Here is a 14,248-nt window from a genome sequence, read left to right as displayed (position 1 = left end):
CTCCGGAAAATTCCGCCGACAACTACGGACACTTTAGTCCAGCGCCCTGAAATACTTCTTGGAATAAGCGATCTTATCAACCAGTTCGGCACTCGGCCTCCTCTTATGCTCGGCCACCACAGGCTCCAGACGCTTCATTAGGCCGATTCCATTGGCCATCTGAATTGCCAGACCCGGTCTGGCATTTACCTCGATCATCAAAGGACCGAATTTTTCATCGATCATGATATCCACTCCCAGGTAACCCAGACCCGTCATCTCCTGGCACATTACTGCCATTTCCAGAATCCTATCCCACTCGGGGATCTGGATACCTACCAGATCTATTCCCAGATCGGGATGCTTGGTCACCGTTCTGCCATGGTGGATCGCGTGCACGCTTACACCCGTCGCAATGTCGATCCCTATCCCCAGAGCTCCCTGGTGCAGATTTGAGCGCCCATCGGATTCCTTCGTGGAAGCCCGTAGCATCGCCATGATCGGATAACCGTGCAGCATCACCACACGCACATCGGGTGCTCCCTGGAAGCTCAGCGAAGTCAGCAATTCCAGCGCATTCACCCTGTATTCGATGAGAGCCTCGTCCCTCTTCCCCCCCAGACTGAAAAGCCCGGCAAGGATATTCGAGACATGATTCTTCAGCTCCCCCTCGGTCACCACGGCACCGCTCGGCTTCAGGAAATCTTTCCCCTTACGCTTATCGATTACCATGATCCCCTTCCCTCCCGAACCACGCGCCGGCTTGATGACGAATGCATCACGCCCTTCCAATAGTTTGTGCAGCACCTTTACGTCGTGCGGCGTCCTTGCCACACCATAGGTTTCGGCAACGGTCATGCCTTTTTCCTCAGCCAGCGCTTTCGTGCGCAGCTTGTTGTCCACCAGATCGTAAAGCCTGCGCGGATTGTTCGGCAGCAGGAATCGCGCATTGCGCATATTGATGCCCACCACACCCAATTCACGCAGCTCGCCTGGTGTGCGGAACCATCGGTGCCACCAGCGCTTCTCTCCCACCCTGGATGGGGAAACTTTATCTTTCAGCTCCATGTCCGTTTCCTCAGGCATTGGTGAACGTCTTAAAACGAATCAATTCCGACAGGCGGTATCCGGTGTAACGTCCTACAAGAAGGATGCTTGCCAGCAACACCAGCAGCAACTCCGGGAAATAAAACGCCCAATACTGGATCTGCGAAACCTTCATGAAATAATAGGCGCATACCGCCACGAAAACAGACCCGGAGACCTGCACGATCGCGCTGCGCTTCCCTTCCTCTTCCCAGATCAGGGACATCCGCTCGAGTGTCCATGCAATGATGATCATCGGGAACAAGGTAATCTTGATCCCTACACTCATTCCCATCTGATAACTGATCACGCCCATCAGCATCATCAGCAAAGTCACGATCACCACGCATGCGGCAACCCTTGGGACCACCAGAAGATTCATCCGGGAAAGCAGGAAACGGAACCAGAGGCCCACACCCACGAGAATTGAAAACATCATGATCCCTTGCAACGGCTTGATCTCCAATAAGGCCAGGGCAAGCAATACCGGCATGAACGTACCCAGCGTCGGCACACCGATGATATTCCTCATCAAAACCACCACAAATGCTCCCAGAGGGATCAGCACAATGTAACGGAAAACTGCTCGCTCGGATGCAGGTAGCGCCAGAATCGTGGAAATCAGAAGCGGACTTTCCTGAAGATCGGTAAGGCGGGACAGCGGAATGCGGTCCTTTACCACCGTGAATGTCACCCTTGAGTTCTCACCACCATTGACCTCCAGAAGTGGTCCACCACCACGGTGCCATACGAAAATATCCCGTCCATCCAGCACCTTTGAAGGCTGGCTGGGGTCCCTCACCTTCCACGCCGCGCCATCATAATATTCCAATAACGGTATTGGGGCCTGTGCGCTGTTTTCTTCGTTCAGACTGATTCCGTAGGCGATCCTAGCCGGAATCTTCGCCATCCCCAGAAGCTCTATTGCCATGGCAATGTCCGGATTTACCAAGCGCTCGCGCTCGTAGTGCCGCTTGATCAGAAGGTATTCCTGGGAAGATTTTTCGGTGGAGACCTGATTGAATAGTGCCACGAAAAACGTGTCGTTGTCCGCCGCAACGGCCTGCGCACGCTTCACGATACTCTCCGCAGCCCTGGCCAGAGAGCCTGGTAGAATCGGCACATCCGGCACATCAGGTTCGCCATTCGCAGGAGTGGCCTCGCCACCACTTGCGAGCCCTTCCTTGAATCTCACACGGTAATATAAGGCTTGCCCGTCATCCCGCTCGTTCGCCGACCAGATCGCGGTGTACTCACCCCGGTTATCCTCGATATCGAAATGATAGCCAAGCGATCCAGATTCCTGGATCCCCTTTCCAACCACAGCCTCCTCGGGCAATGAAAGTGAAGCCTTCACCGGACGACCGGTCGCCAGAAACGAGACCTTCGCCTCCACCAGCCACTCATCCGCACCCTGGTCTTCCCAAAAGGGAACTCCCAGCTTCTGCGTTTTATACGCAGCCAAACCACCGCCAATCACGATCAGCGCAACTACCGCCGACAAAAGTTTTGCTTGCGCACTCATAGGGGAATTAAAAATTCAAAATCTAGCGCATTACCTTGTCATCCGCGAGATTTGTCCGGGATGGATCAATCCAGCCCAGCTCACGGATGGTGGTTCTCCCGATCAACACAGGAGCAAGCATATTTGAACGATTATTCAGGGTGAATTCTCCGCGCAGCTTCCGCTCGCCGATTATAAACGTAAGCCTCACCACCTCGCGGGATTCGGATTTTCCACCCGGCTCCTTGATTCTTGCGATCCTTACCAGAGGCGCTTCCATTTTCACTCGCGGTGACTTCTCGTCACGGGGATCGGTTGTGATAAAACGTACCCACTTCTTGCCATCCCGCTCAAAAAGCTCCTGCTCCTCCGCATGGATCGAGCTAGTGTAGGCACCTGTATCCAGCTTCGCATTCAGGGAATCTTTTTTTCCTTCGATGAAAATCTTTTCTCTCCAGCCATACACCTGAATCGGATCGGGCGAAACTGGGCGCGCCACTGCGGCGGCCTCCGCTGCCTCCAACGCCACTTCGTCATCAGGATCAATCTCTTGTTTCTTCTCGGCCTCGGCCTTTTTCTCTGGCTCATCCTTGGCCGATTCATCCGCAGCCTCCTCCTTCGCAGGCGGGGCGTCGGCTGCCTCCTCCTCTGCGGAAATGGGTAGCACTGAACCTGATGCGATCAGCAACATCAATAGAAGCTGGGTCTTTAGAAACTGTCTGAAATCCATAGTGTGGGCCGCGACTATCACCCGCCAACATATCAAATAGCAATGGAAATTATAGCCCCTAACCTAACACAACACCCCCCACTGCCCTCCCTCCCGCGTGGAGATGCCCAAAGATTCACACCGTCACGTATTCATCCTTGAGTTTTGAAATCCTAAAATCGAGATTCCCCACCATGACACCAGCCCAACAAGGATACGCCATGCCTGCAGAGTGGACCCCGCAAGCCGCTACCTGGCTCTCATGGCCGGTGGACGACCCACGCCACTGGGGCGGAGAAAAGAAACAAATCATCTGGACCAAGTTCGCTGAAATTGCCGCAGCCATCTCCCGTTACCAGCCAGTCCGCATCAATGCCCCTGGCTCCGCGCACGAGGAAATCGCTGCCGCCTGCAATATCTCGAAAACCAATCCCGCCAATTTCCAGCTCTTCGACCACCCGAACAACGACGTCTGGTGCCGCGATCACGGGCCGATCTTCGTGAAAAACCAGGAGACCGGAAAAACAGCTATAACCAACTGGGAATTTAACGCATGGGGCGGTAAATTTGCGCCCTGGGATCTGGATAACTCCATCCCCACCCAAATCGCCGACTCCCTCGATCTCCCGATCTTCACCGGAGATATGATCCTCGAAGGCGGCGCGATCGAAATAAACGGCCGTGGTCAGCTACTTACCACCGAAGCCGTCCTCCTGAACCCGAACCGCAACCCCCACCTCTCCCGCGCGGATGTTGAGCAGAGGCTCAAAGACACCCTAGGCGTTACTGAAATCCTCTGGCTGGAGAAAGGTATCGAGGGCGATGATACAGACGGCCATATCGATGACCTTGCCCGCTTCACCTCGGAGGGAATCATCCTCGCCTGCGATGAGGCGGACACCTCATCGGCTAACTACCCCGCCCTCGCCGGAAACATGTCCCGCTTGAAAAATTTCACTCAACCGCATGGCGGCACCTACGAAATCGTCCCCATCCACCTCCCGCAGGCTTGTGAAATCCCCGGCTGGCGTCTGCCCGTCCTTCCAGCCTCTTACGTCAATTTCCTCATCCTCAACCACGCGGTTCTGGTCCCGACCTTCCGGCAGCATAAAAACGACGACCGCGCTCTGGGACTCATCCAGGAACTCTTCCCGGATCGTGAAATTGTCCCGATCGATTGCCTCGATCTGGTCCAGGAGGGCGGCACCCTTCATTGCATCTCCCAGCAGCAACCCGCTTGATTGCCAACTGGAACTACGATCTCATCGATGGTTTCCTAATCCTCAGTTTAACTGATTGTCCCCATCGCCCGATTATCGTAACCCTCCAGCATGAGAGCCCAACTTTTCAGCATATTATTCTTTCCCGCCTTAGTTCTCAGTTCTCACGCGAAGGAAGACGAGACCCCACAATCACCTTTTGGTAATATGACCGATGTCACCGGTCTTCGCGGTTACCTCTACGACCTCAAGACCACTGCAGAATTTGAGTTCACGGACATCGCTAAAAACGGAAAAGTTAATCCGGATGAATGTTACGAACTCATCGGAGACCTCGCCAGAAAAGGATTTCGCCAAAAGGACCTCGATGAATTTCGCATCGGTGACACCTACTGCGATCTTAAGAATCTCTCTCTAAAATACAGCGCTGCAGCAGTTGCTCCCGCGGCTTTCGGCACTCCGGAAATCGATCCAACCGGCATCCTCATCGTTTACAAAGGCACCATCGAAGAAGCCCCGGATAAGGAAATCCGCTTCGGTGGTTGGTTTGATGACGCCATGCTCGTCCTAGTCAACGGCAAGGTCGTCTTCTACACCGCGTGGCGCGAAGGAAAGACCAAATACAAATCCGCCGAATTCGGAAAATTTCGCGCCAACAAGGTCAAGGAGACAGGAGGCATGACCGGCAGCGGCGATGCCTATGGAGACTACCTCCAGCTCCGGAAAGGCGACGTCGTCCAAATCGCTCTCGCTGAAATTCCGGGCGGAAAGATCGGCGGAGTCCTGAAAGTGCAGGTGAAAGGTCAAAGTTACCGCAACGATAAAAACGACGATCCAATCCTCCACCCCTTCATCGCTGGAAAGCTCTCGCGCGACGAAGAAAAAGCTCTCGAGAAGACTGGCTTCGAGTACAATCTACGCAGCATCCCGGAATTTAAATTCGCCGTAGCCGAGTAGAACTACCAATCCCTATCCCCCTTACCTTGATGGGTAGGGAAATATTATTGGCTCGATTCTTCCCTGCTGGAAATAGGATTTCTGATCACTGGAAATTCACCTTTCCCCTCGTCTCCAGGCCCTCAAGGCCAGGCCCAGATATCCTGCTACGTCCGTAGCGGTAGTAGGCTCACCCTTCTCGGACTCAGAAAGCTCCGCCGCGCAGCCACATAGCCACGCTCCCAGGGATGCGGCATCCAGACGATCCATCCCTCCACCCAGTAGCGCCCCGATCACCCCGGAGAGTAGATCGCCTTGACCACCATTGGACATCGCAGGCGTTCCTGTAGCATTTATTCGCAGCTCTACCCGCGCCTTCGCGATCACTGTCCGCGCCCCTTTGAGGAGCAGCACAGCCTCTGTTTTTGAAACAAATTTCACTGCAGCTTCCTCCCGTTCCACACCATCCAGTTCCGGCACCAACCTCGCAAACTCGCCCGGATGCGGCGTTACCACGTGTCTTCCGGATAGCTCCATTCCCTTCCGAGAAACGAGATTCAGACCATCCGCATCGATCACCATCGGGACCTCGGTTTCAGAAATAAGCCGCATAAGCCCCGTCTCGAAGAGATCATCCATTTTCCCCAGCCCCGGCCCCACTACCACTGCGTCCAGACGCTCGTCCAGCACCACCGCGGGATTATCGCACGCCTTCAGCATCACCTCCAGCGGCAGCCTACCGCGGATCGCATCGCAGCTCTCCGTTCTCGCATACACAGTCACCAGCCCGCCCCCGGCGCGCACTGCTCCCAGCGCACTCATCACAGCGGCACCGGAAAATTCGCGGGATCCAGCTACGATCCCCACCCTACCTGCTTTCCCTTTGTGGAAATCATAATCCCTCCGCGTCTTTCCATAGCCACAACATTGCGGCGCCACCATCTCCATTCCGCTCCCAGCACCTGCCAGGCCCTCCACCGCCACCACAGCCAGAGAGCCGACCCCATTCGCGGCCCCGGCTTTCAATAGCCCTGCCTTGGCCGAGCCAATCATATAGGTCCGATCCGCCACCACCGCTCCCTCGTGGATTTCGCCGCTATCGGGATCGACCCCGGAAGGTAGGTCCACTGCCAACACCACGGCCCCCGCTTCATCCCGCAGCCGCCTCATTTCCCTAGCCAGCCCTGCCAAAGGTTCGCGCAATGCCCCCTTCGCACCGATCCCCAGCAAACCATCCAGCATCAGTGGCACCGCCGGGAAATCCTTTTCGAAACCCTCTTCCAGCATGCAATCCAGCCCCAGCTCCATCCACTGCTCCCTCGTCAGATCCGCCATCTCCGCCACCGGATACCCTGCCCTGACCCCCACCTCGAAGCCGAACTCATCCCGCAGCACTCCCAGCGCGATCAGGGCGTCCCCCGCGTTATGCCCCTTCCCCAGATAGGCAACCGCCGCGATTTGATCAGGATATTGCCGGCCAATTGCCATCCCCAGGGCCCGCCCCGCTTTACGCATCAGCTCCCTTTCGGAAATCCCGGATTCCATTGCCACTCTCTCCAGCCCCCTCATCTCTTCTACGGATACCGCTTTCATATAGCCGAAATACTAGATCCATACCGGCGATAATACAACCCGCCCACGTCCGTGCATTTTGCACACAAGACAACCCTTCGTCCGCTAAATGCAATCCGGCTAACCGCTCCTTCCGCCGACCACTTCGCTCCCAGCTCAACATCCATAACACTTGAGTGAAATCGCCGCCCTCTGGCACTATGCCTGCAATAGTTATTATCAAATCGTCTGTGCAATCGGCACAGATCCTAAAAATCAAAACGAAAGACCAAATATTATGTTAAGCTGGGCACTCACATTTCTTATTCTCGCACTCATCGCAGGTGTTCTCGGATTCGGCGGACTCGCCGGAGCCGCTTCCGGAATCGCACAAATTTTATTCGTGGTATTCCTCGTGCTCCTTGTAGTATCGGCAATTGCTAGGGCTGTCCGTGGCGGCCGTCCTTAACTTGCCTGAACAACCAAAACCAAATATGCCAAAATCAATTTCCACAGACTTTAAATCTAAGCATCTCATGAGTAAAATCAGTGACGATATATCAAAACTGAGAGAAGACGTTTCCACACTCTTCTCACATACTGGAAGACACACACTCCCCGAGGGAGCACACCACTTGGCAGATTATGGACGCCACAAGCTCCATGCAGGTGGTGCCCTCGCGGCCTCTGGCATCCAGTATCTCAAGGAAAATCCTAAGCAATCCTCCGCCGGACTAGCTGGTGGACTTCTTCTCCTCGGAGCAGTGGGCTTCGGCATCTACTACCTCTGCAAATCAGAGTGCACCTGGTGCAAGAAGACGACCGAAGAAGACGAGGAATCCGCTGAGCCGGGCCTCACACCTTCGTCGGAGCTACCATCTTATATCTCATGAAATACCTCTATCTAATTATCGCATCCGCTTTCGCCGTAGCTTTCACAAGCTGTAAGGAAGCCGATGCTGAAGCTGACGCATCCTTTGCGAAATCCACTTTTGAAGCTCTTGCAAGGGGTGACTCATCCGCTGCTGACAACATCGATTGGGAAACCCTGAACTCTCTAGGCACTCCGGTAGGTTCCACCTACTCCGCCATGCAGAAAGAAGAGGACAAAGCTGCCTTCCGTAAAAACTTCATCGCCCAGTTCTCTTCATCTTTCCGTGACAGCGGAGGCAAGCTGGAGGATTTCACGAACTGGCGCGTGACCACCCACGATGACACCCACACGGAAGTCAGCGCGGACGGTCCCAACGGCACCATGGTCATCACGGTTTCCGAAAGGAATGATGTCGAACGTGTTTCCGTTCTCGAACTGGCCCAATAAGAAGCCATCGACTACTAGTTAATCAAAGCGGACCACTCTTCACGGGCGGTCCGCTTTTGCTTTTATCACCATCGCGAATTGCTCTTTGAATTTGAAAACCAAAACCCTAGCCTCACCCCGTGGTCGAAAACAGTGACTTGAGAGCCGTCCTTCAATATATCCCCCAATTCCGGGGAAAAATTTTCTGTGTCCTCATCGAAGCTGGACTGCTGCCGGAACCTGCCGTCGCGGAAACATTGCTCGATATTGCTGTTCTCGAAGACCTCGGTGTGAAGCTCGTCCTCGGCGTCCTTGGAGGTGATCTAAAAGAACTCTACGATTGGACACTCGAGTGCGAAATCATGGCAGCCCGCGTCACCCGCCCCATTTCCGATGAACTAGCCGCCCAGGAGGTCCTGGAGATCCTCAAGCGCGGCCAATCAGCCATCATCGACGCATCCGGTATCGGGCCGCTCGATCCTGTGGTTATCGATTTCTCCAAACGCATTGGCGTCTCCAAGCTGATTGCCCTCCTCGAGGAAAGCATCCTCGTGGATGGCCAGCCAGCCCACGCAATCCGCGCCGCGGATGTCCAGTCCGTCCTTGAAACCAGCAATGTGGACGGCCGCGATCTGCTCCTTTCCGCAGCTGCTGCGTGCGATATGGGGATCCCCCGTGTCCACGTGCTCAACGGTCGTCAGCAGGGCGTCCTCGTCGATGAACTTTTCTCCAACGAAGGTGTGGGCACCATGGTCCACGCCGATAGCTACCGCGTCATCCGTGAACTGCGGGAAGAAGACATCCCGGAGCTCTTGGGCATGATCGGCCGCGTCGTCCGCCGCACAAAACTCGTCCCGCGGAACTACGAGGACATCTACGAAAAACTCGCCGATTACCGCGTCATGACCATCGATGATAACGTCGTCGGCTGTGTCGCTCTCCACGAGTATCCGAAGACGAATTGCGCGGAAGTCGCCTGCCTTTACGTGAAGCAGGCACACGAGGGCCGAGGCTACGGCTACGAGCTCGTCGCCCATGCGGAGGAAATGGCCATCCACAAATCCATCCCGCGCGTCGTCGCCCTCACCACCCGCGCGGCAGAATTTTTCGGCCGCGCCGGCTACGCTCGCACGGAGAAATCCTCCCTCCCGCCGAAGCGCCTCGCCCTGTTCGAAGCCTCCGGCCGCGACTCCCTCGTTTTCGAGAAAAACCTCCTTGGTTCCTGATTCTCCACGGCCTTCCGCATAGCTGGCCGCAGGATGGATTTTCATTGCCGCATCCGCGCACTCGTCGAGTATAGTAAGTTATGAAACTCAAATTCTGTGGCGCTGCAGGCACCACCACCGGCTCCCAACACCTTCTCGAAATCAACGGAAAGCGCATCCTCCTGGATTGCGGACTATACCAGGGCCGCCGGAAAGATGCCTATGAGGTCAATTGCTGCTTTCCCTACTTCGATCCGGAGTCAGTGGACCTCGTGATCCTCTCCCACGCCCATATCGATCACAGCGGAAACCTTCCGAACCTTTCCCGCAAGGGCTTCACCGGCACCATCTACAGCACCCACGCCACCCGCGATCTCTGCCAGGTCATGCTCCGCGATTCCGCACGCATCCAGGAAAACGATATCAACTGGGTAAACAAACACCGCAAACGCAAAGGCCTTGAGGAAGTCGAGCCACTCTACAATGAACAGGATGCGGAAAAATGCCTCCGCCAGTTCGTGACCCTTTCCTATGACCGCCCCATCCACATCGCGGATGGCGTCGAGCTCACTTTCGTCGATGCCGGCCATATCCTCGGCTCCGCCCAGATCATTCTCGACGTGAAGGATCAGGACGATGGCGGAAAGGCGAAACGCTTCCTCTTCTCCGGCGATGTTGGCCGTGGCGGCAATGAAGTCCTTCGCGATCCAGTGCCCGTCGCGGACGTGGACTTTCTCCTCATGGAAAGCACCTACGGCGGCCGCGAGCACCTCGCACCTCCCGGCATTGATGAGGCGTTTTCGGAAATTATCCTGAGCGCCATCAAACGCGGCGGAAAAGTCATCATCCCCGCCTTCGCAGTGGAGCGCACCCAGCAGCTCCTCCATGTGCTGAACGAGCTTTTCGTTTCCGAGAAACTCCCGCGCATCCCGGTCTACGTCGATAGCCCGCTCGCGGTCAGCGCCACGGAAATCTACCGACTCCACCCGGATTCCTTTAACGAGGAAGTCTACGAGGCTCTCTTCCACCGCCAGAACCCCTTCGGCTTCGAGGACCTCACCCTCGTCCGCTCCGTCAAAGGCTCCAAGGCCCTCAACGATATCGAAGGCTCTGCCATTATCATCTCCGCATCCGGCATGTGCGAAGCCGGTCGCATCCTCCACCACCTGCGTAACAATATCGGAAATCCTGATAACACCATCCTCTTCGTCGGTTACTGCGCGGAAGGCACGCTCGGCAGGAAAATCCGCGAGGGCCAGAGCCCGGTCAACATCCACGGAGACCCGTTCGAGGTCAAAGCCCGCATTGCAAAGATCGATTCCTTCTCCGGCCATGCGGATCACTCGGAACTCGTCGATTACTACAACGCCATCACCGGCCCCAAAACCCAGACATGGCTGATCCACGGTGAACAAAAACACTCTCTGGATCTTCAGGCCGCCCTTCAGAAACCCAACCGCAAGATCAGCATCGGAAAACTGGGCAACGAAGCGAAATTCTAAAAAAGGACGATCCCTCACCTCCTCTCCAGGTCTGGAGGGGGGGGAAATAGCTATGGGTATCACGCCCACCTCGATTCCCGGGAAGCCTTACCGCTTCACCTGAAGCCCCGCCTGCGGTAAGACCATCCCATGCGGCAATATTCACCCACACAACTGGTTCTCGGTGGATGCTTCCTAGCCTTCGGCGCCTCTTTTCTGAACACCGGCTTTATCCTGAACACCGGCACATCCGTCAGCCATCTCACCGGTGATATTGCCAAAATCGGAGCCGGAATTTCAGCCTTCGGGCGCGATGATCGCTACCAGATTCTCAAAGTAACGGTAGCCACCCTGGGCTTTATATTCGGGGCCACCATCTCAGGATTTCTGCTCCATCACCCGACACTTGAGATCAGGATGCCCTACGGGCGCATCCTCGCCGCCCTCGGCATCTTTCTAGTCGCAGCGCACTTCACTTTTCGTCCCTATCCCCTCCTCTCCATAACCGTCGCCAGTGCGGTATGCGGTTCACAGAATGCCCTCGCCAGCCGCTACCGGGGCATTGTTCTCAGGACCACCCACCTCACCGGTCTGTTTACGGATTTCGGAATCCACCTCGGCATGAAACTCCGCGGGCACTCCATTGAAGCCTGGAAATTACTAGTCCCCGTATTCATCACTTTCTCATTTTTGCTAGGTGCCATCACCAGCAGTATTCTCATCCTCAGATACAGCGAAAACTGGATCCTCACCGCCGGCATTGCCTACTTCATCTCCGGAGCACTCTGGAGCGCGTATCTCTACACCCGGAGAAACCGGCAGAGTTCATAGACCAGGTAATATCCGGCAATGCAATTTGTGCCGAGGTTATTGCAGAATGCGGCGGACCTTCAGGGCCCTGAATCCGCTGTTCCAAGGTCTACGGGTATTCGGGCCGCTGGAACATAACTTGCGAAAAGGGCGGGCATCCCGGCTCCGGCAGATCCGGCTCCATCGACTGGAGTCACCGGCAGCTGTCAGACACCTACCTAAAAGAACCATGAACAACCAGTCTTCCAAGGAATCCAGCTCATCAAATCCCACCGCAGGCAAATGTCCGTTTACCGGACTGGGAGGAGAACTCCACCAGCAGGCAAAAACTGCCGATGACGTAATGACCACCCAGCAGGGAGTCCCCATCAGCGATGATCAAAATTCACTCAAAGCCGGCCGTCGTGGCCCCAGCCTCCTTGAAGACCAGGTGCATCGTGAAAAAATCTTCCACTTCGACCATGAGCGCATCCCGGAACGCGTGGTCCATGCCCGCGGCTACGGCGCGCGCGGCTATTTTGAAAATTACGAGGACCTGTCCGATCTCACCTGCGCGGATATCTTCCAGCGCCCGGGGGAAAAGACCGAAACCTTCGTCCGCTTCTCGACCGTCGCCGGCAGTCAGGGCTCCCCGGATCTCGCCCGGGATGTGCGCGGTTTCGCCGTGAAATTCTACACGAAAAAAGGAAACTGGGACCTCGTGGGCAACAATATCCCCGTCTTCTTCATCCAGGACGGAATGAAATTCCCGGATCTGATCCACTCGGCAAAGCCTGAACCGGATCGTGGATTCCCACAGGCACAAACGGCCCATGACAATTTCTGGGACTTCATGTCCCTCATGCCGGAGGCCACGCACATGGTCATGTGGGCCATGTCGGATCGCGCAATACCCCGCTCGTTCCGCTTCATGGAAGGCTTCGGCGTCCACACCTTCCGCCTGGTCAATGCAGCCGGTGAATCCACCTTCGTGAAGTTCCATTGGAAACCCAAGCAGGGCCTGCAATCCGTTGTCTGGAATGAGGCAGTGAAAATCAACGGAGCCGATCCTGATTTCCACCGCCGCGATCTCTGGAACACCATTCAGGCAGGTGACTTCCCGGAATGGGAGCTCGGCATCCAGATCATCGATGAGGAGGTCATGAACAAATTCCCCTTCGATATCCTCGACGCCACAAAACTCATCCCCGAGGAACTCGCTCCGGTAAAACCGATCGGCCGCCTCGTCCTGGATCAGGTGGTAGACAATTTCTTTGCCGAAACCGAACAGGTCGCTTTCTGCACACAGAATATCGTCCACGGCATCGACCACAGCGATGACCCACTGCTCCAGAGTCGCAATTTCTCATACCTGGACACCCAGCTCAAGCGCCTCGGAGGTCCGAACTTCACCCATATCCCCGTCAATGCCCCGCGCTGCCCGATGCGCCACTTCCAGCAGGACGGCCATATGGCCATGCATAACCCAAAAGGGCGCGCAAACTACGAGCCGAACTCCTGGGAAGGCGAAGAACGTGGTCCACGTGAGACGGAAGACGGCTTCCGCTCCTACCCGGAGCCCATCGAGCAGAATGCGGTCAAAACCCGCGACCGCTCGGAAACCTTTTCCGACCATTACAGCCAGGCTCTCCAGTTTTACATCAGCCAGACTCCTACCGAGCAGGAACATATCCAGAACGCGCTCGTCTTCGAGCTCAGCAAGGTCAAGACAGCCGGCATCCGCACCCGCATGATGTCCAACCTCCGCAATGTGGACGAGGAACTCACCAAAAAAGTCGCCGAAGGGCTCGGAATGGAAATGCCGGATGCTTCCACACCCGCCCGCGAACCGATCACCGATCTTCCAGAGTCCCCCGCACTCAGCATCATGAAAAACGGGCCGGAAAACTTTGCCGGCAGGAAGGTCGGCATCCTCGTCTCCGATGGTATGGACCAGAAACTCTTCGATGCCATCTCGGATGCGGCGAAGAAAGAAGGAGCCATGGTCGAAGTCATTGCCCCGAAAGTCGGCGGAGTGAAATCCGACGCGGAGAAAATGATCGAAGGTGATGAGAAACTCGATGGCGGTCCATCCGTCCTCTACGATTCCGTCGTCTTGCTCATTTCCGAGGAGTCCGTTGCCGAATTTGCGAAAAAACCAGCCGCGCGTGACTTTATTTCAGATGCCATCGCCCACAAGAAATTCATCGCCTATTCCAAAGGTGCGGAATCTCTTCTGGAGAAACTAGGCATGAAGGAAAAAGTAGACGATGGCTTCGTATCCCTGGAGTTGGATACCGATGCCACCACCTTTATCGAATCCTGTCGTAAACTAAGATACTGGGACAGAACCGAGTAAACTCTTTCTGCAATCCAAACCTGGAAAACCAATTGCAAAGGCGTTCCGTGTAAAAGCGGGGCGCCTTTTTTCTTCCTCCCTGGTTCTTCGGGGATTTATAAAAATCTGGCACCATGTAAATTTATCAAT

Annotated in this window: 13 protein-coding genes; 9 read left to right on the top strand and 4 right to left on the bottom strand. The window is 55.5% G+C overall.

Annotated features, from left to right (window positions below; all coding sequences use genetic code 11):
• Positions 1 to 33: 33 nt before the first annotated feature.
• From AAGA79_RS05720 to AAGA79_RS05710, 3 genes are read right to left on the bottom strand one after another with little or no spacing between them, the layout of a single operon-like run.
• Complete coding sequence (locus AAGA79_RS05720; protein ID WP_411827814.1) at positions 34 to 1,065, bottom strand: alpha-L-glutamate ligase-like protein; 1,032 nt, start codon at positions 1,063 to 1,065, stop codon at positions 34 to 36.
• Positions 1,058 to 2,590, bottom strand: a complete 1,533-nt coding sequence (locus tag AAGA79_RS05715) for a UUP1 family membrane protein (RefSeq protein ID WP_411827813.1) — start codon at positions 2,588 to 2,590, stop codon at positions 1,058 to 1,060. Before AAGA79_RS05715 ends, AAGA79_RS05720 begins: the two co-directional genes overlap by 8 nt.
• 22 nt (positions 2,591 to 2,612) lie before the next feature.
• Complete coding sequence (locus tag AAGA79_RS05710) at positions 2,613 to 3,299, bottom strand: ATP-dependent zinc protease (protein WP_411827812.1); 687 nt, start codon at positions 3,297 to 3,299, stop codon at positions 2,613 to 2,615.
• Positions 3,300 to 3,472: 173 nt separating this feature from the next.
• Between AAGA79_RS05710 and AAGA79_RS05705 the strand changes: the two genes are divergently transcribed.
• Together AAGA79_RS05705 and AAGA79_RS05700 are read left to right on the top strand one after the other, a co-directional pair.
• Entirely contained in the window at positions 3,473 to 4,519 is a 1,047-nt protein-coding gene (locus AAGA79_RS05705) for an agmatine/peptidylarginine deiminase (RefSeq protein WP_411827811.1), read from the top strand.
• 186 nt (positions 4,520 to 4,705) lie between these two features.
• Entirely contained in the window at positions 4,706 to 5,455 is a 750-nt protein-coding gene (locus AAGA79_RS05700; RefSeq protein WP_411827810.1) for a hypothetical protein, read from the top strand.
• Positions 5,456 to 5,551: 96 nt separating this feature from the next.
• Here the strand turns inward: AAGA79_RS05700 and AAGA79_RS05695 are convergent, their stop codons facing one another.
• Positions 5,552 to 7,027 (bottom strand): NAD(P)H-hydrate dehydratase, encoded by a 1,476-nt coding sequence (locus AAGA79_RS05695; protein ID WP_411827809.1) that lies wholly within the window; start codon positions 7,025 to 7,027, stop codon positions 5,552 to 5,554.
• 256 nt (positions 7,028 to 7,283) lie between these two features.
• Here AAGA79_RS05695 and AAGA79_RS05690 point away from each other — a divergent pair, with 256 nt between their 5' ends.
• From AAGA79_RS05690 to AAGA79_RS05660, 7 genes are all read left to right on the top strand, one after another.
• Positions 7,284 to 7,454, top strand: a complete 171-nt coding sequence (locus AAGA79_RS05690; RefSeq protein WP_411827808.1) for a DUF1328 domain-containing protein — start codon at positions 7,284 to 7,286, stop codon at positions 7,452 to 7,454.
• Positions 7,455 to 7,521: 67 nt separating this feature from the next.
• Entirely contained in the window at positions 7,522 to 7,878 is a 357-nt protein-coding gene (locus tag AAGA79_RS05685; protein ID WP_411827807.1) for a hypothetical protein, read from the top strand.
• A complete protein-coding gene (locus AAGA79_RS05680) occupies positions 7,875 to 8,306 on the top strand; it encodes a hypothetical protein (RefSeq protein ID WP_411827806.1) in 432 nt (143 codons plus the stop codon). The genes AAGA79_RS05685 and AAGA79_RS05680 overlap by 4 nt, the downstream gene beginning before the upstream one ends.
• 119 nt (positions 8,307 to 8,425) lie before the next feature.
• Positions 8,426 to 9,511: a GNAT family N-acetyltransferase gene (locus tag AAGA79_RS05675; protein WP_411827805.1), complete on the top strand. Its 1,086-nt coding sequence runs from the start codon at positions 8,426 to 8,428 to the stop codon at positions 9,509 to 9,511.
• Positions 9,512 to 9,591: 80 nt separating this feature from the next.
• Entirely contained in the window at positions 9,592 to 10,992 is a 1,401-nt protein-coding gene (locus tag AAGA79_RS05670; RefSeq protein ID WP_411827804.1) for an MBL fold metallo-hydrolase RNA specificity domain-containing protein, read from the top strand.
• A 129-nt stretch (positions 10,993 to 11,121) separates the two neighbouring features.
• A complete protein-coding gene (locus tag AAGA79_RS05665; RefSeq protein ID WP_411827803.1) occupies positions 11,122 to 11,802 on the top strand; it encodes a YoaK family protein in 681 nt (226 codons plus the stop codon).
• Between the two features lie 208 nt (positions 11,803 to 12,010).
• Positions 12,011 to 14,119: a catalase gene (locus AAGA79_RS05660; RefSeq protein ID WP_411827802.1), complete on the top strand. Its 2,109-nt coding sequence runs from the start codon at positions 12,011 to 12,013 to the stop codon at positions 14,117 to 14,119.
• Positions 14,120 to 14,248: the final 129 nt, after the last annotated feature.

Origin of the sequence: Luteolibacter sp. AS25, assembly GCF_046736275.1 — a bacterium.
Taxonomy (GTDB): domain Bacteria; phylum Verrucomicrobiota; class Verrucomicrobiia; order Verrucomicrobiales; family Akkermansiaceae; genus Luteolibacter.
This window is presented reverse-complemented; position numbering and strand designations above follow the sequence as displayed.